This is a genomic window from Mesorhizobium sp. WSM4806 (genome assembly GCF_055811635.1).
The window spans coordinates 76,421-96,605 of record NZ_JBVVQZ010000009.1 but is presented as its reverse complement, the minus strand read 5'-3'; the positions used below and the strand labels follow the sequence as shown (position 1 = coordinate 96,605).

Here is a 20,185-nt window from a genome sequence, read left to right as displayed (position 1 = left end):
TTGCGCTTGTGCAGCATTCGGTCCGTGAATATATAGGCGCCAAATTTGGGGCTGTCTGGGTGAGTCGAATGAACGACATCGTTACCGCCGATTACGTACCCTCCGAAGACGAGCCGTTCATGAACGAGCGGCAGAAATCCTACTTTCGCCTGAAGCTCGTCACCTGGAAGAACGACATACTGCGCGAAGCGCGCGAAACTCTCGAAATCCTGCAGCAGGAAAACGCCAACCACCCCGATCTCGCCGATCGCGCCTCTTCGGAAACCGACCGCGCCATCGAACTTCGCGCCCGAGATCGCCAGCGGAAACTCATTTCAAAGATCGATTCTGCGCTTCAGCGCATCGATGAAGGCACTTACGGCTATTGTGAGGAAACCGGCGAGCCGATCGCGCTGAAGCGGCTCGATGCGCGTCCGATCGCGACCCTGTCGATCGAGGCGCAGGAGCGCCACGAACGCCGCGAGAAGGTCTACCGCGACGACTGAAGCACGGGCGAAGCGTCCAAGCGGGCGAAGCGTCTAAAAGCAGCCAGCGAATTTGTCATGGCCGGTCTCCGGCCATTTTTTTATTGGCTGTTGGCCGGTTATCTCTTCTGGCTGGACAACTCGCCGAGAAGCTTCGTCATCTCGTCATCGAGAGACGACGGCTCTTTCGCCGCCGGCTTGCTCTCCGGCTTGGCGGGGTGCGGGTCATCAAACGGGACCTCGAGCTCCCTCATCAGCGTATCGTCGATGGAATCCTCTTTTGCCGGGGAATTCGGCTTTGCCGGGGAATCCTGTCTTGCCGGCGATGGCGCGTACCGAACGGCATTGGTGTAGGCGGGCAGCGGCGTGATGGTCGTCGATTGAGGGCTTTGCGCTGCTGGCCTCGGCGCCGGGGCGGGCTGATGCGGCCGGCCCGGCGTTGGGGCGTTGCTTGCCGGCTGCGGAGACGGTGTTTGCCTCACTGGCGCGGGAGCCGGTTGCGGCGCGCGCGGCGGCGGTGCCGGCTGATGGCCGCCGCCATCTCCGGTCAGTGCAGGACGGCGCAGCGCCGACAGCCTGATGTCGCGTTCGACGACGACGTCGGTCGGGCCGCCGATCAGCAGCAGGTGCTCGATATCGTCGCGGCGCACCAGCACCAACCGGCGGTGACTGTCGACTGCGGTGGCGTCCATCACCGCCAGCCGCGTCTTGCGGTTCCTGCCGCCGGCAACGAATGTTCCAAAAGTCAGATTGCGGACCAGCTTGATGATGAGGAGAACGATGACCACAAGGACAAGCGCGACAACGGTCCACAGGATCGCCGCGGCATAACCGGGACCCGCCACGCTATCCAGCCACTGCAGCATTGGTGCACCCAAAATCAGCTTTCGAAGAAGACGCGACACTAGACTGTTGCGGCACGCGACTGCAAGTTACGTTTCGCGCTTCGTGAACAGCTTGAAACACCCATTTTGTGGATTTCAAGCTCCTGCGAATTGAGGGGGTCTGCGTTCCCACTTCAATCCACGACGCTGGATTTTCAGCAAGTTGCTGGCGTGGTGAATCCAAAATTCGCTCGCGTCGGACCAGGAATGATGCGAATTTCGGATTCGCCGCACCAGGCGCCGAACGGGTGTCATTTTTAGCGGACAGTGGCCGCCAAGGCCTTTTCCGGACCCTGAGAATGTGATTCAACCGGGCAGGGGCAAGTACCGGAATTCACGAGCAGGGGGCACATGGCCAAGGAAGCGCGCGGCGATTTCTATCCGGTACCGATCGTCGACCAGAACACGCGACCGGGCGCGGTCACCCGGCTCATCGTCTTCATCGTTGTGCTGACAGGAGCGGCGATCGTTTTCGGCCTTTTCCGAGAACGTCTTGGCGATCCATTCCTGCTTGGAATGCTTGGCGTGCTGGCGATGATCGGTGTCGGCTTCCTGTTCGCCACCGCCATCGGCTTCGTGCAGATCACACCGCGCTCGACGAGTGACGAGCTGTCGAAAGCCTTCGTCGATTCAATGTCGCAAGGCCTCCTGGTCACCGACACCAAGGGTCGTGTCGTCTACGCCAATCGGGCCTATGCCGAGATGACGGGCGCGGCTTCTGCGGCGGATCTAAAGACCGTCGAAGGGTTGCTGTCCGATGTTCCCGAGGCCTCGGTGACCATATACCGGCTCGCCTCCGGCCTGCGCGACGGCCAGCCCGGCGACGGTGAGTTTAGGCTTGCCCAATCCATTCGACCCGGCGCTGAGCCGGGCGCGCGCTGGTACCGTGTCCGCGCCCGCGCCTTCAGCGTTCCGGGCCAGCGGCTGCCCTTGCTCGCCTGGCAACTCGCCGACATCTCGAAAGAACGGGCCGAGCAGGAGCGCTTCTTCCTTGATCTGCAGGAGGCCATCGACCATCTCGACCATGCGCCTGCCGGCTTCTTTTCGGCCGACCAGGAAGGCCGCGTCACCTACATCAACGCCACGCTTGCGGAGTGGCTGGGCATCGACCTGACTAGCTTCACGCCTGGTGCCGTCACGCTTGCGGAGATCGTCGCCGGCGACGGCATGGCGCTGGTCCGCTCGGTCAAGGCCGATCCCGGCACCACCCGCAATGCGGTCATTGATCTCGATCTGACGACAGTGAAGGGCGAGGCGCTGCCCGTGCGTTTCATGCATCGGGTTTCGGCCAGCCGCGAGGGCGCCAACGGTCCGACGCGCACCATCGTGCTCAACCGGACGCAAGGCGAGGACGCTTCCGCCGATCTGCGCGCCTCGGAGATCCGCTTCACCCGCTTCTTCAATTCGACGCCGATGGCAATAGCGGCCGTCGACAACCGCGGGCGCATCCTGCGCACCAACGCGCCTTTCCTGTCGCTGTTTTCCTCCGTCGTCGACGGGGACGCGGTCGATCGGCGCGTGCGGCTGGACACTGTGATCCATGAGCGTGACCGACCCGCCTTTGCCGCGGCGTTCGAAAAAGCGCGACAACGGCAGGCCGATATCGAACCGATCGATACGCTGCTGCCCGGCAATGAAGAACGGCACATGCGCTTCTACGTCAACGCGGTTGCCGACGGCACCGGCGAGGGCGCCGAAGAATCGGCCATCGTCTACGCCGTCGAGACCACCGAGCAGAAGGCGCTCGAGGGCCAGATGGCGCAAAGCCAGAAGATGCAGGCGGTCGGCCAGCTTGCCGGCGGCATCGCACACGACTTCAACAATGTGCTGACCGCCATCATCATGGCGTCGGACCTGTTGTTGACCAACCACCGCCCGTCGGACCCGTCGTTCCCCGACATCATGAACATCAAGCAGAACGCCAACCGGGCGGCCTCGCTGGTGCGGCAGCTTCTGGCCTTCTCGCGCAAGCAGACGCTGCGGCCGGAGGTGCTCAACCTGACCGACGTGCTTGCCGATCTGCGGATGCTGCTGGCCCGTCTGGTCGGCAACGACATCAAGCTGAAGGTCGATCATGGCCGCGATCTGTGGCCGGTGAAGGTCGACATCGGGCAGTTCGAGCAGGTGGTGGTCAATCTGGCGGTCAATGCGCGCGACGCGATGCCGAACGGCGGCGAGCTCATCGTGCGCACCCGCAACGTGACCACACAGGAGAGCAAGAGCCTTCCCTACCGCGAACTTGCGCCTGCCGATTATGTGGTGGTCGAAGTTGAAGACACAGGCAGCGGCATCGCCCCCGAAGTGCTCAAGAAGATTTTCGAACCCTTCTTCACCACCAAGGAGGTCGGCAAGGGCACCGGCCTCGGCCTGTCGATGGTCTATGGCATCATCAAGCAGACAGGCGGCTTCATCTTCTGCGATTCCGAGGTCGGCAAGGGATCGGTGTTCCGCATCTTCCTGCCGCGCTACATTGCAGAGGCGCGAACGGCAGGCGAGCCCGGCGAGGCGCCGGCTGCACCGGCAAAGGTCGCCGACGCAGCCAAGGACCTGTCAGGTTCGGCCACGGTGCTGCTCGTCGAGGACGAGGATGCCGTGCGCATGGGCGGCATGCGGGCGCTGACGTCGCGCGGTTACACCGTCCACGAAGCGTCCTCGGGCGTCGAGGCGCTGGAAATCTTCGAGGCGCTCGGCGGCAAGGTCGACATTGTCGTTTCCGATGTGGTGATGCCGGAAATGGATGGGCCGACGCTGCTTGGCGAATTGCGCAAGCGGCAGCCGGACATCAAATTCGTCTTCGTTTCCGGCTACGCGGAGGACGCGTTCGCCAAGAACCTGCCGGCAGACGCGCATTTCGGTTTCCTGCCGAAGCCGTTTTCGCTCAAGCAACTGGCCACGATCGTCAAGGACGTGCTGGAATCTTAATGCATGTCGCGCAAAAGTGTGCAGCGGTTTTGCGATAACGACATGCATAAAACGACAACCTAAAGCGCGCCGCATGAGGCCGGTCAAACGCGACGCGCTTTAGGGCTCACTAATTCGCACTTGCGAAATGGCGTGAGACTGCCATGATTATGGGGCCAAACAGACGGCGGGTTTTGGGGGAGCATGCCGTGACGCCGCACAACGAGGCAGGCAAGGGTGATTATGCGGCAACAGTGCTGTTGCCGGGCGATCCGCAGCGTGCCGAATGGATGGCGGAAACCTTTCTCGAGGCGCCGCGCTGCGTCAACCGTCGAAGGCAGGCCCTCGGCTTTACCGGCCTGTTTCGCGGCAAGCCCGTCAGCATCCAGTCCACCGGCATCGGCGTCTCGTCATTCCTGATCTACGCCCATGAATTGCTGGACTTCCATGGCGTGAGGACACTGATCCGCACCGGTACCTGTGGTGCCCTGACTGCCGCGGTCAAACTGCGCAGTTTAGTGATATCGCAAGCGGTGCGGGGTGAGAGTGCCGAGAGCGGCCAGGTTTTTGGGCTTTATGGTGCTGATGCCGGACCCGATCCGGATCTGGTTTCCCAAGCCCTGGCCCGGGCTGCCGAAATCGGCATCGAACATCAGGCCGGACTGACCATCTGCAGCGACATATTCTATCACCCCAAGGGGCGCGACCGCTTCGCCGAAGCGCAGGCACAGGGCGCGCTGGCCGTGGATATGGAGACCAGCGCGCTCTATCGCATCGCCGCGCATTTCGGCGCCAGGGCCTTGTCGATGCTGACTGTCGTCGACAATGTGGTGACCGGCGAGCAAACCGATTATTCCGAACGCCAGGCGCTCTTCACCGATATGACCCGCCTGGCGCTCGATGTCGCGATCGAAAGTTAAGCTGCTTGCCGCTTCGGCGCCGTGTGTTCTTCGATGCCGGGCCGATGGCCGCGCAGATAGAGAGCACAGGTCGTGCGCAGCATCGAGGCGAAGTTCGGAATCTGGCCATTGATCTCGATGGCCTCGTCATAAAGCTTCGAGATGAATTTCGGCGTCGTCAGGCCCTGGCTGTTGGCGATCTCGTCGAGCAATGCCCAGAACGTCGCCTCGAGCTGGATGCTGGTCGAATGCCCGTCGATACGAATCGACCGGTTGATCTGCCGGTAGCCGTCCGGATCCTGCCCGGCAAAAACCCTGCACATCGTTACCTCCCGTTCTTATTGATCTGGCCGTTCTTATTGATTTTGGGCGCAACCGGCAGTGATTCGCGCCTTTGGCAGTGCCTGTCGTGGCCATTTATCTTCAACTGGAAAGCGGAAAACAGCAATCGGAGTTTCGTCCTTAGAGACTCTTAGCGGTTCCCACCCCGTCGTTAGATTAGCGCGTGGTAATCGGCTGCCACCACGTTTGCCGCAACCCGCGCATAATCACGCCGACGCGCACATCGCGCTTACCGCACGGAGTGTCATTTGGCGAAGGCGATCCACACCATGATCCGGGTTCTCGACGAGGCCCGGTCCGTCGACTTCTACCGGAAAGCGTTTGGACTGGACGTCGCCGAACGGCTCGATTTCGAAACCTTTACGCTCGTCTATCTGAGCAATGCCGAGGCGGAGCTCGAGGTCGAGCTCACCGTCAACAAGGGCCGGCAGGAGCCTTATGCGCTCGGCGACGGCTACGGCCATCTCGCGGTTTCGGTCGCCGATCTGGACAGCGAGCATGACCGGCTCGGCGCGCTTGGCCTGAACCCGAAGAAGATCGTCGAGTTCAACCGCGACGGAGCGGTGCTCGCACGCTTCTTCTTCATCGAGGATCCCGATGGCTACAAGATCGAGGTCCTGCAGCGTCAGGGCCGGTTCAAATAGGAGATACGACGGCCGCGCCGGCCAGCGCGGCGCCAGCCAGGGCACCTTCGGGTGCAGACAGCAAGCAAGGGAGGAACAATTGGTCACAATTTATGAGAGCAAGCCGGTCCATGAAACGAAGCCAGTTCTATCGCGCCGCGAGCTACTGAAGCGCGGCGGTGTCGGCGCGCTGCTGGTCATTTCAGGCAGTGCCGTCATCAGCCCGGAACATGCCTGGGGTCTCGAAACATCCGCGCTCAAGCCCGAAACCATGGCGACCCTGATCCAGATGGCGCGCGACATCTACCCGCACGACCAAGTGCCTGACAAATATTACGCAATCGCCGTCAAGGCGCATGATGAGCAGGCCGGCAAGGACCCTGCCCACAAGGACCTTGTCGAAAAGGGCATCGCCGATCTCGATTTGAAATCGGGCAAGGACGGCTACACCGGTCTCGGCTGGGAGGAGCAGCGCGTTGCGGTGCTCAGGGATATCGAGGACACGCCGTTCTTCCAGGCCGTCCGCGGCGGGCTTGTCGTCAGCCTCTACAACCAGAAGGAGGTCTGGCCGATCTTCGGCTACGAGGGCGAGTCCTACTCCAAGGGCGGCTACATGGCGCGCGGGTTCGACGACATCGAGTGGCTCTGAGCCCCGTCGTCGCAACCGCACACAGACATCAATGGGAGGAAACCTTGGCAGCACCATTTGATCTCAACAACGACGGCGTGGTCGTCATCATCGGCTCGGGCGCCGGCGGCGGCACGCTCGGCAATGAACTTGCGCAGAAGGGCATCGATGTCGTCATGCTGGAGGCGGGCGCCCGTCACGAATACGAGGATTTCATCAATGACGAGTGGGGTTCATTCGCCCAACTCGCCTGGACCGACAAGCGCACGACCTCGGGCGACTGGCGGGTGGCGAAGGATTTCCCCAACCTGCCGGCATGGATCGTCAAGGCGGTCGGCGGCTCGACCACGCACTGGGCGGGTGCCTCGCTGCGCTTTCAGGAGCACGAATTCAAAACGCTTTCGACCTACGGAAAACTGGAAGGCGCGAACCTGCTCGACTGGCCGATCACGCTTGCCGAGCTCGAGCCCTACTACGCAAAGGCCGAAGACAAGCTCGGCGTGACGCTCACCAACAACATCCCGGGCCTTCCCGGCAACAACAACTTCAAGGTGATGAAGGCCGGCGCCGACAAGCTCGGCTACAAGGAGTGCCACACCGGCCGGATGGCAATCAATTCCGAGCCGCGCGACGACCGCAATGCCTGCCAGCAGACCGGCTTCTGCTTCCAGGGCTGCAAATGGGGCGCCAAATGGTCGACGCTCTACAGCGAAATTCCCAAGGGCGAGGCGACCGGCCATCTCGAGGTCAGGCCGAATGCCATGGCCATCAAGATCAACCACGATGCATCAGGCAAGGTAACCGGCGTCGTCTATGCCGACAAGGACGGCAAGCTGAGGGAACAGAAGGCCCGCATCGTCGCCGTCGCCGGAAATTCGATCGAGAGCCCGCGGCTGCTGCTCAATTCGGCATCGAGCCAGTTTCCCGACGGCCTTGCCAATTCGTCGGGGCAGGTCGGCAAGAACTACATGCGCCACACCACGGGCTCGGTCTACGGCATCTTCGACAAGCCGGTGCATATGTATCGCGGCACCACCATGGCCGGTATCATCCGCGACGAAGCCCGCAACGATCCCTCGCGCGGCTTCGTCGGCGGCTACGAACTCGAGACGCTGTCGCTCGGCCTGCCGTTCATGGCCGCCTTCCTCAATCCCGGCGGCTGGGGGCGTTCCTTCACCACGGCGCTCGACCACTACGACCACATGGCCGGCATGTGGATCGTCGGCGAGGACATGCCGCGCGAGGAAAACCGCATCACGCTGCATGCCGATATGAAGGACGCGCACGGCATGCCGGTGGCGGACGTCCATTTCGACGACCATGCCAACGACACGGCGATGCGCAACCACGCCTACAAACAGGGCTCGGCGCTCTACGAGGCGGTCGGGGCGACGCGGACCTTCCCGACGCCACCCTATCCCTCGACCCACAATCTCGGCACCAATCGGATGAGCGAGAAGGCGGCCGACGGCGTCGTCAACAAGCATGGCCAGGCACACGACATCAAGAACCTGTTCGTGTCGGACGGCAGCCAGTTCACCACGGGCGGGGCTGAAAATCCGACATTGACGATCGTGTCGCTGGCGATCCGTCAGGCCGAGTACATTGCCGGACAAATGTCGGCCAAAAGCATTTAGCCATAGCCTCCCGACTGCCTGCTGGCGCGGAACCTCACAAGGTTTCGCGCCTCTTTCTTGTCGGCTGTCAACGCTTCGTGCAAGTCGAGGCGGTGAAGGCGCCGTCAGGCTGCTTCATGATGATGTCGAAGGACGGGCTGGTTTGGCCGTCCAGGGTGGCTTGCGTGAGCGAGATCGAGTTGCCGCCGGTCGTGTAGCCGCCCAACGGGCCCAACCAGGTGATCTCGCCATTTGCATTCATCTGATAGTTGTAGCCCTGCCGGGCGGTTCCGAAGCTCACCGGGCCGCTATAGACATTGCCCTTGACGGTGATGTCGCCAAGGCTGAGGAACATGCCAAGCAGATAGACTTCGCAGTGATAGGTGCCGTCCGGCAATTTGCCATCGGTGAAGTCGGCGCGGGCGCTGCCGGTTGCCGCAACCAGAAGCATGGTGCTGAAAATGCGAGGAATCCTGGAGGTCATGCGGTCGCTCTTTTGAAGATCGATCTTGCCCCATTTTCCTGCAGCGCCGCAACGGTTCGCCGTCTTTTGCTCAAAATTCATGCATTAATTCGCGAGTGATCAAAAATTGGGCGATAGCGGGGGACTTTTTCTCAAGCAGAGCACTGGCAGCGGCGCTTATCTTTGGCGGCTAATATATTAACCGGCTGACAGGGCTACGAAATCCAGACCCGCTTGATTTTGCTCCTGCGGTTGGCACAGCCGTTGCATGGTCTGTTCGCGATGCGATCAACCAGTCAGGGAGTTTTGAAATATGCGGGGCAGTTTCTCGACAATAACAAAAATGTTTTCGGCAGGCGCGGTCACGGCCGGCCTGCTGATGAGCGTCCCGGCCAGGGCGGCTGACGACACGATCAAGGTGGGTATCCTCCACTCGCTGTCGGGGACCATGGCGATTTCGGAGACGACGCTGAAGGACGCCATGCTGATGCTCATCGAAGAGCAGAATGCAAAGGGCGGCCTGCTCGGCAAGAAACTCGAAGCGGTCGTCGTCGATCCGGCTTCGAACTGGCCGCTGTTCGCCGAAAAGGCGCGCGAGCTGATCTCCAAGGACAAGGTCGCGGCGGTGTTCGGGTGCTGGACCTCGGTGTCGCGCAAGTCGGTGCTGCCGGTGTTCAGCGAACTCGACAACATCCTGTTCTACCCCGTCCAGTATGAGGGCGAGGAGAGCGAGCGCAACGTGTTCTACACCGGCGCGGCGCCGAACCAGCAGGCAATTCCGGCTGTCGACTATCTGATGAGCGAGGACGGCGGTTCGGTGAAGCGCTGGGTGCTTGAAGGCACCGACTACGTCTATCCGCGCACCACCAACAAGATCCTCGAAGCCTATCTGAAAGCCAAGGGCGTCGCTGCCGAAGACATCATGGTCAACTACACGCCGTTCGGCTTCTCCGATTGGCAGACCGAGGTCGCGGCGATCAAGAAGTTCGGCTCCGCCGGCAAGAAGACCGCCGTCGTCTCGACGGTCAATGGCGACGCCAATGTGCCGTTCTACAAGGAGCTTGGCAACCAGGGCGTCAAGGCCGAGGACATCCCGGTCATGGCCTTCTCGGTCGGCGAGGAAGAGCTTGCCGGTCTCGATACCGCGCCGCTCGTCGGTCATCTCGCCGCCTGGAACTATTTTCAGAGCATCGATACGCCCGAGAACGCCAAGTTCATCGCCGACTGGCACAAGTTCATCAAGAGCGACAAGCGCACCACCAACGACCCGATGGAAGCCCATTATGTCGGCTTCAACATGTGGGTGAAGGCGGTCGAGAAGGCCGGCACCACCGATCCTGACAAGGTCATCGACGCCGTGATCGGCGTCTCGGTGCCGAACCTGACCGGTGGCTACTCGACCATGATGCCGAACCATCACATCACCAAGCCGGTGCTGATCGGCGAAATCCAGGCCGATGGCCAGTTCGAGACCGTGTCGCAGACGCCTGGCCTGGTGATGGGCGACGAGTGGTCCGACTATCTGGCCGATTCGAAGGACCTGATCTCCGATTGGCGCGCGCCTCTGTCCTGCGGCAACTTCAATGTCGCGACCGGCAAGTGCGGCGGCAAGGGAACCAACTGATCCTCCCGGGTCTGACGGTCGTGGATTTCTCCACGACCTGGACCGCGACGCGTCCGGGCGAACTCGTCCTCTCCTCCAGTCCGCCCGGACGCGAAGTTTCAACCCTCAAGAATCGCAAGAAATCGATGATCCTCACCCGCGCGATCGGCCTGACGCTGCTGCTCCTCCTGGGGATGCTGTCGCCGTCGAACGCTGCCGAAGCGGATCTGCGCGCCATCATTGCCAAATTTGCCACTGCCTCGAATTTCTCGGCCACCGAAGCTGTCGTGCGCGAGCTGGCGGCTACCGGTGATACTGCCGTCGAACGTCCGCTTGGCGCGCTTGCCGAGGGCGATCTTTACGTCCGCAAGGCCGATTCGCTGGTTTTCATCGGCAAGGCAGCTGGCGGCAGCGTTGAGCTGCTCGACCCGCTGAGCGGTGAAAAATCCGGTGACGCGGCCAAAAGCGAGATCACCAAGATCAAGGTCAACAACACGCTGCGCCGCGCCATCCGCGATGCGCTGGGCACGCTGACGCTCGGCGCAAAAGATCCGGCCGCGCGCATTGCCGCCGCCGACACCATGTTCAGGACGCCCGACGCGACAAACATCCAGCCGCTCGATGCCGCAATCGCCAGCGAGAGCGTGGCAAGCGTCAAAGCGCTGCTCGAACAGGCCCGCGCCGCATCGGTTCTGGTGTCCGACAGGCCGGAGGCCGACAAGCTGGCGGCGGTCGCCCTGATCGGCGGGCGCGGCGATCGCAACGCGCTGTCCCTGCTCACCGCTGTCGAGGCCAATTCCGAAGGCGCGGTCAAGGACGCGGCGACGGCGGCGATCGCCAACATCAATGCGACGCTGGCGCTGTGGGATGCCGGCCAGAACATCTGGTACGGCATCTCGCTCGGATCGGTGCTGCTGCTGGCGGCGATCGGTCTCGCCATCACTTTTGGCGTCATGGGCGTCATCAACATGGCGCATGGCGAAATGGTGATGCTCGGCGCCTACACGACCTTTGTCGTGCAGGAGGTGATCCGAACCTCCTTTCCCGGCCTGTTCGACTGGTCGCTGGTTATCGCGCTGCCGCTCGCCTTCTCGGTCGCGGCGTTCGTCGGCCTCGTCATCGAGCGGGGCGTGATCCGTTTTCTCTACGGCCGGCCGCTGGAGACGCTGCTGGCGACATGGGGCGTCTCGCTGATCCTGCAGCAGGCCGTGCGCACCATCTTCGGGCCGACCAACCAGGAGGTCGGCAATCCGTCGTGGATGTCGGGTTCGTTCGGCATCGGCCAGCTTGCGGTGACCTGGAACCGGCTCTGGATACTGGTATTCGCGCTCGGCGTGTTCGCGGTGCTGCTTTATGTGATGAAGCGCACCCCCTGGGGCCTGCAGATGCGCGCCGTCACCGCCAATCGCCGCATGGCCGCTTCGATGGGCATCAGGACGCCGTGGGTCGACGCGCTGACCTTTGCACTGGGATCCGGCATTGCCGGCATCGCCGGTGTGGCGCTCAGCCAGATCGACAATGTCTCGCCCAATCTCGGTCGCGGCTACATCATCGACAGCTTCATGGTCGTCGTCTTCGGCGGTGTCGGCAATCTCTGGGGCACGCTGGTCGGCGCCTTCTCGCTCGGCATCGTCAACAAATTCCTCGAACCCTATGCCGGGGCGGTCCTCGGCAAGATCGTCGTGCTCGTCCTCATCATCCTGTTCATCCAGAAACGCCCGCGCGGCCTGTTCGCGCTGAAGGGCAGGTCGGTGGAAGCATGATCACCGGACGCTTCTTCGCCGCCGGCGCCGACCGCCGCATCGCCATCACGATCTTCATCCTTTTGGCGGTCGCCATCATCGTGCCGCTGCTCAATCTTGCGGTCTCGCCGACGAGTGCGTTCTACGTGCCGTCCTATGTCGTCGCGCTCACCGGCAAGTATCTCTGCTATGCGCTGCTCGCCCTGGCGCTCGATCTCGTCTGGGGCTATTGCGGCATCCTTTCGCTCGGCCACGGCGCCTTCTTCGCGCTCGGCGGCTATGCGATGGGCATGTATCTGATGCGCCAGATCGGCTCGCGCGGCGTCTACGGCAATCCGCTGCTGCCGGACTTCATGGTGTTCCTGAATTATGGGGAATTGCCGTGGTTCTGGTACGGTTTCGACCAATTCTGGTTTGCCGCGATCATGGTTCTTGCGGTGCCCGGCCTGCTCGCCTTCGTCTTCGGCTGGTTCGCCTTCCGCAGCCGCGTCACCGGCGTCTATCTGTCGATCATCACCCAGGCGATGACCTATGCGCTGCTGCTTGCTTTTTTCCGCAACGACATGGGTTTCGGCGGCAACAACGGCCTGACCGACTTCAAGGATATTCTCGGCTACAACGTGCAGGCCGATGCGACACGCTCGGCATTGTTCGCGGCCAGCGCCGTCACCCTGGCGCTCGCCGTCTTCGTCACCTGGGCGATCGTCGGTTCCAAATACGGCAAGCTGCTGATGGCGGTCCGCGACGCCGAGAGCCGCACGCGCTTTCTCGGCTGGCGGGCGGAAAACGTCAAACTGTTCGCCTTCACCGTGTCGGCTGTCATGGCCGGCATTGCCGGGGCGCTCTACGTGCCGCAGGTCGGCATCATCAATCCAGGCGAGTTCGAGCCGTCCAATTCGATCGAGGTCGTGGTATGGACGGCCGTCGGCGGGCGCGGCACCATCGTCGGGCCGATCATCGGCGCGCTCGTGGTCAATGCCGGCAAATCCTGGTTCACCGGCGTGCTGCCGGCGTTCTGGCTGTTTGCGCTGGGCGGACTGTTCGTCGCCGTCACGCTGTTCCTGCCAAAGGGCATTGTCGGCATGTGGGATTCCTGGCGCGGCAATGCCAGGGCGCTGCGCGCAGCCTCGATTGCCGAGGAGGCCGGCACCGACCCTGACGTCCCGCCACCGCCGAAGATCGTTCGCTCGGCTGCGAGAACGCCTGGCGACTGGTCCGCATCCGGCCCCGAACCGCAGCCGGCGGAGTGAGCAATGTCGAAGAGCAACACCATCCTCTATCTCGACGGCGTCTCGGTTTCCTTCGACGGCTTTCGCGCCATCAACAATTTGTCGCTGGTGCTCGACAAGGGCGAGATGCGGGCGATCATCGGTCCCAACGGCGCCGGCAAGACCACGATGATGGACATCGTCACCGGCAAGACGCGCCCCGACGCGGGCGAGGTTTACTTCGATGGGCAGGTCGACCTGACGAAACATGACGAGGCCGAGATCGCCATGATGGGCATCGGCAGGAAATTCCAGAAGCCGACGGTCTTCGAAAGCCACACGATCGAGGACAACCTGATGCTGGCGCTGAAGGGCCCACGCTCGATCTTCCCGGCACTGTTCCATCGCCGCTCGGCTGCGGAGGCGCGGCGGATCGACGACATCCTCGGCATCATCCGGCTCGGTGACAAGCGCGACGAGCTCGCCGCCAATCTCAGCCACGGCCAGAAGCAATGGCTCGAGATCGGCATGCTTTTGGCGCAGGATCCGAAACTGCTTTTGGTCGACGAACCGGTCGCCGGCATGACCGACGCCGAGACCGAGGAGACCGCGCGGCTGCTCAGGGATATTGCCCGCGACCACTCGGTCATCGTCGTCGAGCACGACATGCATTTCGTGCGCGAGCTCGGCGCCAAGGTCACCTGCCTGCACGAAGGCTCGGTGCTTTCCGAAGGCTCGCTCGAGTTCGTTTCGGCCGACGAACGTGTCGTCGAAGTCTATCTGGGGAGATGATCATGGTCTGGCGCGTTCCGTTCCATCATTTCGATCTTTCGTTCTTCAGGCGCTGGAGAAGGCGCTGACCATGCTCGAAGTCTCCAACGCCACGCTGCACTACGGCGCCGCCCAGGCGCTGCGTGGCGTCTCGCTGAAGGCCGGCGCCGGCAAGATCACCTGCGTGCTCGGCCGCAACGGCGTCGGCAAAACCAGTTTGATGAGATCGATCGTCGGCCACCACCGGCTGACGAGCGGAAGCGTTGCCTTCGAGGGGAAGGCGCTCGACCGGAGCGCGGCGTATGATCGCGCCCGGTCGGGCATCGCATTCGTGCCGCAGGGCAGGGAGATCTTCCCGCTGCTCACCGTGCGGGAAAACCTCGAATCGGGCTTTGCGCCATTGAAGCGCGCCGACCGCAACATCCCCGGCCACGTCTTCGAATTGTTCCCGGTGCTGAAGCAGATGCTCGGCCGCAGGGGCGGCGACCTTTCCGGCGGCCAGCAGCAGCAGCTTGCCATTGGCAGGGCACTGGTGATGCGGCCGAAACTGCTGGTGCTCGACGAGCCGACCGAGGGCATCCAGCCGTCGATCATCAAGGATATAGGCCGCGCCATCCGCTATCTGCGCGACCAGGCCGATATCGCCGTGCTGCTGGTCGAACAGTATCTCGATTTCTGCCGGGAATTGGCCGACGAGGTCAACATCATGGACCGCGGCCTGATCGTCCACACCGGCCCGGCCGAGGATCTCGACCGGGCGGATGTGAGGAAATTTCTTACGGTGTAGGTTCATCCCATCGTCATCCTGGGGCGAAGCAAGGAGCAAAGCGACGCGGCGCACACCCCAGGATCCATGCCGTCCAGTCAGCCAAAGAGTGCAGCGGTCAAGAACAGAAGCCGTTTTCCAGCGTACAGTATCCTGGATTCTGCCCCGTGGCGACGCTCTGAAGTTACGGCATGGATCCTTGGGTCTTCGCTCCGCTTCGCGTCGCTGCGCCCAAGGATGACGAAGTCGCGAGATCTGCTCAGTTTTTCTTCAACGACACCGTGTGCAACTCTGGCGCGCTGAAGATTGCGTGCTAGGCTTTACTTGGCCTTGTTGAGTCGGCCGCTTTCCGTATCAGTCACGTCGACAGATCAGGCGCAGGCTCAGCCGGCACGTTTCGTGCAAACAGCCTCCTCCTGCGATCTGATCGTTGTTCAAACGCATTTGGGGCACTTGGGCCAGGGCAGCCGATGGAACGTTACGTCGAGGACTACCAGAAACGACGGCTTACCGAGCGCGTCGACATCATGACCGCCATCGATATTTTGAAATCGCAAGGATACGACCACGACGAACTGATCGCGGAGCTCACCAAGGTGTTCTTCGTCGATCTCGATGCCTACAACGAAGTCGTGGTTGCGGCATGACCGAAGGGGTGGACGCGATGTGCCGCCAACGTCAGCCTGTGACGCGCTTCATCAGCGCCATGGCGCCGAACGGCGCGCGGGCCTTGCCTTCGGTGATGAAGTAGACGAACACATCACGCGGTTTGAGCGGCGCTTCGGTTGAGGGATCGGCACACGGCAGGTCGGCCGGCGCCTTGCCCTGGGCCCAGATCTTTGCCCGCGCCGCCCATTCGTCGAGCGTCTTTGGCGTGTAGCAGTCGGGATTGTCGTCGCTGCCGGTCTGCAGCCGGGCATAGATGAAATCGCCGGTGACGTCGGCTATTGCTGGATATTTGGCGTGGTCGGCATAGACGATCGCGACCTTGTATTGGCGCGCCAGGGCGGCGAATTCCGGCACGACGAAACTGTCGTTGCGCACCTCGACCGCATGGCGCAGCGCAACGCCGTCCTGCTTCTCAGGCAACAGCTTGAGGAAAGCCTCGAAATCGTCCGGGTCGAATTTTTTGGTTGGCGCGAACTGCCACAGGATCGGCCCGAGCTTGTCGCCGAGCGCGGCGACGCCCGATCCCAGGAAACGCGTCATCGACTCGCCGGCTTCACCGAGCACGCGGCGGTTGGTGACGAAACGGTTGCCCTTCAGCGAATAGACAAAACCGTGCGGCGCTTCGTTTGCCCATTTGACGAAGGTCGGCTCCTTGAAACTCGAATAATAGGTGCCGTTGACCTCGATGCTTGGCACCTGCCGGGTTGCATAGTGCAGTTGCTTCGCCTTGGACAACTTGTCCGGGTAGAAAGACTTGTCCCAGGGCTCGAAGGTCCAGCCGCCCATGCCGGCGCGGATTTTTCCAGATTGAGTCATGGTCGTCCTCCCGAGTTGAAATGGATCAGACCGTAGCGAGCGTCTCGACAGCTTTAGCCATGTCGACAAGCGTCAGCCGGTACGAATTGGGCGTAGGGCGCAAAGACGGCTTGCGTCAGCCGGACGACAGCATCAGGATCACCGGCAAGCGCTCTTCTGATCTTCATTTGAAGGTTCTTCCAAACGCCAGCCAGTCTTCACTCACTCCGCCGCTTCGCGCTTGCCTCCGGGGCGCCGCTCCAAAAGTTCCCTGAGGAACTGGCCGGTGTAGCTGCGTTTTTCGCGGACGATATCCTCCGGCGTGCCTGAGGCCACCAACTCGCCGCCGCCGTCTCCGCCCTCGGGACCGAGGTCGAGCACCCAGTCCGCGGTTTTTATCACCTCGAGATTGTGCTCGATGACGACCACCGTGTTGCCCTGGTCGACCAGCTCGTGCAGCACTTCCAAGAGCTTGGCGACGTCGTGGAAATGCAGGCCGGTGGTTGGCTCGTCGAGGATGTAGAGCGTCTTGCCGGTCGCCTTGCGCGACAGTTCCTTGGCCAGCTTGATGCGCTGCGCCTCGCCGCCCGACAAAGTCGTCGCCTGCTGGCCGACATGGATGTAGCCGAGGCCGACCTGCTTCAGCGTCTCCAGCTTGTCGCGCACGCCGGGCACGGCGGCGAAGAAATCGACGCCTTCCTCGACCGTCATGTCGAGCACGTCGGCAATCGACTTGCCCTTGAACAGGACGTCGAGCGTCTCTCTGTTGTAGCGCTTGCCGTGACAGACGTCGCAGGTGACATAGACGTCGGGCAAAAAGTGCATCTCGATCTTGATGACGCCGTCGCCCTGGCAGGCCTCGCAGCGGCCGCCCTTGACGTTGAACGAGAAGCGACCTGGCTGATAGCCGCGCGCCTTGGACTCCGGCAGCCCGGCGAACCAGTCGCGGATCGGCGTGAAGGCGCCGGTATAGGTGGCGGGATTGGAGCGCGGCGTCCGCCCTATAGGCGACTGGTCGATATCGATGACCTTGTCGAGGAATTCGAGGCCCTCGATGCGGTCGTGCTCTGCCGGGTGCTCGCGCGAACCCATGATGCGGCGCGACGCTGCCTTGAACAAGGTCTCGATCAGGAAGGTCGACTTGCCGCCGCCGGAGACGCCGGTGACGGCGGTGAAGGTGCCGAGCGGGATTTCGGCGGTAACATTCTTCAGATTGTTGCCGCGCGCGCCGACGATCTTCAGGCGCCGGTTCTTCTTGGCCTCGCGCCGCACCGCCGGCGTCGCCACTTCGAGCTCGCCGGACAGATATTTGCCGGTGATCGAGGCGGGGCTGGCCATGATCTGCTGCGGCGTTCCCTGCGCGATGATGTGGCCGCCGTGGATGCCGGCGGCCGGGCCGATATCGACGACATAGTCGGCATGCAGGATGGCGTCCTCGTCATGCTCGACGACGATCACCGTGTTGCCGATGTCGCGCAAATGCTTCAGCGTGTCGAGCAGGCGCGCATTGTCGCGCTGGTGCAGGCCGATCGACGGCTCGTCCAGCACATAGAGCACGCCGGTGAGGCCGGAGCCGATCTGCGAAGCCAGCCGTATGCGCTGGCTCTCGCCGCCCGACAGCGTGCCGGAATTGCGCGACAGCGTCAGGTAGTCGAGCCCGACATCGTTGAGGAAGCGCAGCCGCTCGCGGATTTCCTTGAGTACGCGCACCGCGATCTCGTTCTGCTTGTCGCTGAGTGCGGCGGGCAGCTCGGTGAACCATTGGTCGGCCTTGCGGATCGACAGCTCGGTGACCTCGCCGATATGCTTGCCGGCAATCTTCACCGCCAGCGCTTCCGGCTTCAGCCGGTAGCCGCGGCAGGCCGGGCAAGGCGTGGCCGACATGAAGCGCTCGATCTCCTCGCGCATCCAGGCGGATTCGGTTTCCTTCCAGCGCCGCTCGAGATTGGGGATGACGCCTTCGAATGTCTTTGTCGTCTGGTAGGAGCGCAGGCCGTCATCGTACTGGAAAGTGACCTCGCGCTCGCCGGTGCCGTGCAGGATGGCTTGCTTTGCCTCTTCGCTCAGGTCGCGGAACTTGTCGCCGAGCTTGAAGCCATAAGCCTTGCCCAGCGCCTCGAGCGTCTGCACGTAATAGGGTGAGGTCGATTTCGCCCATGGGCTGACGGCGCCGGCGCGCAGCGACAGATTGTCGTCGGGCACGATCAGGCTGGCGTCGATGGCGCGCTGGCTGCCGAGGCCGTCGCAGGTCGGGCAGGCGCCGAACGGGTTGTTGAAGGAAAACAGCCTGGGCTCGATCTCGGGAATGGTGAAGCCGGACACCGGGCAGGCGAATTTTTCGGAGAACAGGATGCGCTCATGCGTCTCATTCTTCGATTTGTTGACCGAATCCTCGCCGGTCTGGCTGGCGTCGAGCGGCCGGTCGGCGAATTCGGCCACCGCCAGCCCGTCGGCGAGCTTCAGCGCGGTCTCGATGGAATCGGCAAGCCGCGTCGCCAGATCGCCGCGCACAACGATGCGGTCGACGACGACGTCGAGGTCATGCTTGTACTTCTTGTCCAGCGCCGGCACGTCGGCGATTTCGTAAAAAACACCGTCGACCTTGACGCGCTGAAAACCCTTTTTCTGCAGCTCCAGCAGTTCCTTGCGGTATTCGCCTTTGCGGCCTCGCACCATCGGCGCCAGGATGAACAGACGCGTGCCTTCCTCGACCGCCAGCACGCGGTCGACCATCTGCGACACCGTCTGGCTCTCGATCGGCAGGCCGGTGGCCGGCGAATAGGGGATGCCGACGCGCGCGAACAGCAGCCGCATATAGTCGTAGATCTCGGTGACGGTGCCAACCGTCGAGCGCGGGTTCTTCGACGTGGTCTTCTGCTCGATGGAGATGGCCGGCGACAAGCCGTCGATCTGGTCGACATCAGGCTTCTGCATCATTTCGAGGAACTGCCGCGCATAGGCCGACAGGCTCTCGACGTAGCGGCGCTGGCCCTCGGCATAGATGGTGTCGAAGGCAAGCGACGACTTGCCTGACCCCGACAGCCCGGTCATGACGATCAGGCTGTCACGCGGCAGGTCGAGATCGACATTCTTCAGATTGTGTTCGCGCGCCCCGCGAATGGAAAGATATTTATGGTCGGCCATCGCCGGTCGCCGCCTCAGATCTGGAATCTCGTGGGATGGCAGGTTGTCCCGACCATCCCCTATGTAGGTAATTTCGCCACCGTTTCGAGAGAACTCTCGACCAAGCCTTTAACCGTCTTTCGCGCGGGCGAGCAAGCGGAAAGAACAAAGGCCGAACACGCTCCTGACAAATGCGTTCATGTAAACCACAGCCGACGTCGCGCTGCTCAAAACGGATGCAAAGTTCGGATTCGCCACACAAGCGATCACGTTTTTGGTAAATCGGCTATCCAACTGTTGACGTCTCGGGCTCAGGGGGGCAGACTCCAAACGTCAACCGAAGCCGACCGTCTTTCGATGGCCTCGCCGCCCCAAGGCGGCCTGCGAGACGCCGCAGGCTTTGCGATATGCGCTTCGGACGACACCAGTCGCAATGGACAGAAAAGGAGAGCAAAGGAATGACTCCACCGGACAGTCCCTTGAGGCTCCACGTGTCGCTGGAGCCGCGGCAGGCATAAGTGCCAGGGCCAGGCGTCTGCGCCGCCCGACAAACCGTGACCTGCCGATCCCATTAAAATCAGAGACTACTAGTCGGATCGTCGGCTGAATGCCGCGAAGCATCCGAAATCAAAAGCCGGCAGTGTACTCCCGGCAAGTTTGGATTTCAGATCCAAAAAAGCCCCGACCG

At 62.3% G+C, this 20,185-nt stretch carries 17 protein-coding genes; 12 read left to right on the top strand and 5 right to left on the bottom strand.

The features are described from left to right. Positions 1-68: 68 nt before the first annotated feature. Complete coding sequence (dksA, locus tag AC0L2M_RS15700) at positions 69-485, top strand: RNA polymerase-binding protein DksA (protein ID WP_006202025.1); 417 nt, start codon at positions 69-71, stop codon at positions 483-485. A gap of 98 nt (positions 486-583) precedes the next feature. Here the strand turns inward: dksA and AC0L2M_RS15695 are convergent, their stop codons facing one another. Then, on the bottom strand, positions 584-1,330 hold the full coding sequence (locus AC0L2M_RS15695; RefSeq protein ID WP_287175215.1) for a flagellar biosynthetic protein FliO: 747 nt from the start codon (positions 1,328-1,330) through the stop codon (positions 584-586). A 369-nt stretch (positions 1,331-1,699) separates the two neighbouring features. Between AC0L2M_RS15695 and cckA the strand changes: the two genes are divergently transcribed. Beyond that, positions 1,700-4,270 carry a cell cycle histidine kinase CckA gene (gene cckA / locus AC0L2M_RS15690; protein WP_287183352.1) on the top strand — a complete coding sequence of 857 codons (2,571 nt, stop codon included), beginning with the start codon at positions 1,700-1,702 and terminating at the stop codon, positions 4,268-4,270. 188 nt (positions 4,271-4,458) lie between these two features. Then, complete coding sequence (locus tag AC0L2M_RS15685; protein ID WP_128183088.1) at positions 4,459-5,169, top strand: purine-nucleoside phosphorylase; 711 nt, start codon at positions 4,459-4,461, stop codon at positions 5,167-5,169. On the opposite strand, the gene AC0L2M_RS15680 is transcribed toward AC0L2M_RS15685, so the two are convergent. Beyond that, positions 5,166-5,471: a ribbon-helix-helix domain-containing protein gene (locus AC0L2M_RS15680; RefSeq protein ID WP_287175211.1), complete on the bottom strand. Its 306-nt coding sequence runs from the start codon at positions 5,469-5,471 to the stop codon at positions 5,166-5,168. The genes AC0L2M_RS15685 and AC0L2M_RS15680 overlap by 4 nt on opposite strands. Before the next feature lie 267 nt (positions 5,472-5,738). Between AC0L2M_RS15680 and AC0L2M_RS15675 the strand changes: the two genes are divergently transcribed. The 3 genes from AC0L2M_RS15675 (at position 5,739) to AC0L2M_RS15665 (ending at position 8,378) form a co-directional block, all read left to right on the top strand. Next, positions 5,739-6,134 carry a VOC family protein gene (locus AC0L2M_RS15675; RefSeq protein ID WP_128244852.1) on the top strand — a complete coding sequence of 132 codons (396 nt, stop codon included), beginning with the start codon at positions 5,739-5,741 and terminating at the stop codon, positions 6,132-6,134. 79 nt (positions 6,135-6,213) lie between these two features. Next, entirely contained in the window at positions 6,214-6,762 is a 549-nt protein-coding gene (locus AC0L2M_RS15670; protein WP_128244853.1) for a gluconate 2-dehydrogenase subunit 3 family protein, read from the top strand. Between the two features lie 44 nt (positions 6,763-6,806). Beyond that, a complete protein-coding gene (locus tag AC0L2M_RS15665; RefSeq protein WP_287138575.1) occupies positions 6,807-8,378 on the top strand; it encodes a GMC family oxidoreductase in 1,572 nt (523 codons plus the stop codon). 67 nt (positions 8,379-8,445) lie between these two features. On the opposite strand, the gene AC0L2M_RS15660 is transcribed toward AC0L2M_RS15665, so the two are convergent. Continuing rightward, a complete protein-coding gene (locus AC0L2M_RS15660) occupies positions 8,446-8,841 on the bottom strand; it encodes a hypothetical protein (RefSeq protein ID WP_473531132.1) in 396 nt (131 codons plus the stop codon). 292 nt (positions 8,842-9,133) lie between these two features. On the opposite strand from AC0L2M_RS15660, the gene urtA reads away from it, so the two are divergent. The 6 genes from urtA to AC0L2M_RS15630 all read left to right on the top strand — a co-directional run bounded on the left by urtA (position 9,134) and on the right by AC0L2M_RS15630 (position 15,557). Further along, positions 9,134-10,444 carry an urea ABC transporter substrate-binding protein gene (gene urtA / locus AC0L2M_RS15655; RefSeq protein WP_473508514.1) on the top strand — a complete coding sequence of 437 codons (1,311 nt, stop codon included), beginning with the start codon at positions 9,134-9,136 and terminating at the stop codon, positions 10,442-10,444. 125 nt (positions 10,445-10,569) lie between these two features. Continuing rightward, a complete protein-coding gene (urtB, locus tag AC0L2M_RS15650; RefSeq protein ID WP_473535365.1) occupies positions 10,570-12,186 on the top strand; it encodes an urea ABC transporter permease subunit UrtB in 1,617 nt (538 codons plus the stop codon). Then, on the top strand, positions 12,183-13,415 hold the full coding sequence (gene urtC, locus AC0L2M_RS15645) for an urea ABC transporter permease subunit UrtC (protein ID WP_473496682.1): 1,233 nt from the start codon (positions 12,183-12,185) through the stop codon (positions 13,413-13,415). The genes urtB and urtC overlap by 4 nt, the downstream gene beginning before the upstream one ends. Positions 13,416-13,418: 3 nt before the next feature. Further along, the gene (urtD, locus tag AC0L2M_RS15640) at positions 13,419-14,165 is read left to right on the top strand and encodes an urea ABC transporter ATP-binding protein UrtD (RefSeq protein ID WP_473531016.1); all 747 of its coding nucleotides are present in this window, start codon (positions 13,419-13,421) and stop codon (positions 14,163-14,165) included. Between the two features lie 70 nt (positions 14,166-14,235). Next, on the top strand, positions 14,236-14,931 hold the full coding sequence (gene urtE, locus AC0L2M_RS15635) for an urea ABC transporter ATP-binding subunit UrtE (RefSeq protein WP_091593695.1): 696 nt from the start codon (positions 14,236-14,238) through the stop codon (positions 14,929-14,931). Between the two features lie 449 nt (positions 14,932-15,380). Further along, positions 15,381-15,557 carry a hypothetical protein gene (locus tag AC0L2M_RS15630; protein WP_287222160.1) on the top strand — a complete coding sequence of 59 codons (177 nt, stop codon included), beginning with the start codon at positions 15,381-15,383 and terminating at the stop codon, positions 15,555-15,557. A gap of 31 nt (positions 15,558-15,588) precedes the next feature. Here the strand turns inward: AC0L2M_RS15630 and AC0L2M_RS15625 are convergent, their stop codons facing one another. Together AC0L2M_RS15625 and uvrA are read right to left on the bottom strand one after the other, a co-directional pair. Beyond that, positions 15,589-16,395 (bottom strand): DUF72 domain-containing protein, encoded by an 807-nt coding sequence (locus tag AC0L2M_RS15625; protein ID WP_473531015.1) that lies wholly within the window; start codon positions 16,393-16,395, stop codon positions 15,589-15,591. 201 nt (positions 16,396-16,596) lie between these two features. Next, positions 16,597-19,518 carry an excinuclease ABC subunit UvrA gene (gene uvrA / locus AC0L2M_RS15620; protein WP_473535302.1) on the bottom strand — a complete coding sequence of 974 codons (2,922 nt, stop codon included), beginning with the start codon at positions 19,516-19,518 and terminating at the stop codon, positions 16,597-16,599. Between the last annotated feature and the right edge of the window lie 667 nt (positions 19,519-20,185).

What these genes read in the sequence shown, in the direction of transcription:
- uvrA (WP_473535302.1), bottom strand. Translation starts at nt 19,518, where the DNA reads ATGGCCGACCATAAATATCTTTCCATTCGCGGGGCGCGCGAACACAAT.
- urtA (WP_473508514.1), top strand. Translation starts at nt 9,134, where the DNA reads ATGCGGGGCAGTTTCTCGACAATAACAAAAATGTTTTCGGCAGGCGCG.
- AC0L2M_RS15660 (WP_473531132.1), bottom strand. Translation starts at nt 8,841, where the DNA reads ATGACCTCCAGGATTCCTCGCATTTTCAGCACCATGCTTCTGGTTGCG.
- urtE (WP_091593695.1), top strand. Translation starts at nt 14,236, where the DNA reads ATGCTCGAAGTCTCCAACGCCACGCTGCACTACGGCGCCGCCCAGGCG.
- cckA (WP_287183352.1), top strand. Translation starts at nt 1,700, where the DNA reads ATGGCCAAGGAAGCGCGCGGCGATTTCTATCCGGTACCGATCGTCGAC.
- urtC (WP_473496682.1), top strand. Translation starts at nt 12,183, where the DNA reads ATGATCACCGGACGCTTCTTCGCCGCCGGCGCCGACCGCCGCATCGCC.
- AC0L2M_RS15680 (WP_287175211.1), bottom strand. Translation starts at nt 5,471, where the DNA reads ATGTGCAGGGTTTTTGCCGGGCAGGATCCGGACGGCTACCGGCAGATC.
- AC0L2M_RS15630 (WP_287222160.1), top strand. Translation starts at nt 15,381, where the DNA reads ATGGAACGTTACGTCGAGGACTACCAGAAACGACGGCTTACCGAGCGC.
- urtB (WP_473535365.1), top strand. Translation starts at nt 10,570, where the DNA reads ATGATCCTCACCCGCGCGATCGGCCTGACGCTGCTGCTCCTCCTGGGG.
- dksA (WP_006202025.1), top strand. Translation starts at nt 69, where the DNA reads ATGAACGACATCGTTACCGCCGATTACGTACCCTCCGAAGACGAGCCG.
- urtD (WP_473531016.1), top strand. Translation starts at nt 13,419, where the DNA reads ATGTCGAAGAGCAACACCATCCTCTATCTCGACGGCGTCTCGGTTTCC.
- AC0L2M_RS15625 (WP_473531015.1), bottom strand. Translation starts at nt 16,395, where the DNA reads ATGACTCAATCTGGAAAAATCCGCGCCGGCATGGGCGGCTGGACCTTC.
- AC0L2M_RS15695 (WP_287175215.1), bottom strand. Translation starts at nt 1,330, where the DNA reads ATGCTGCAGTGGCTGGATAGCGTGGCGGGTCCCGGTTATGCCGCGGCG.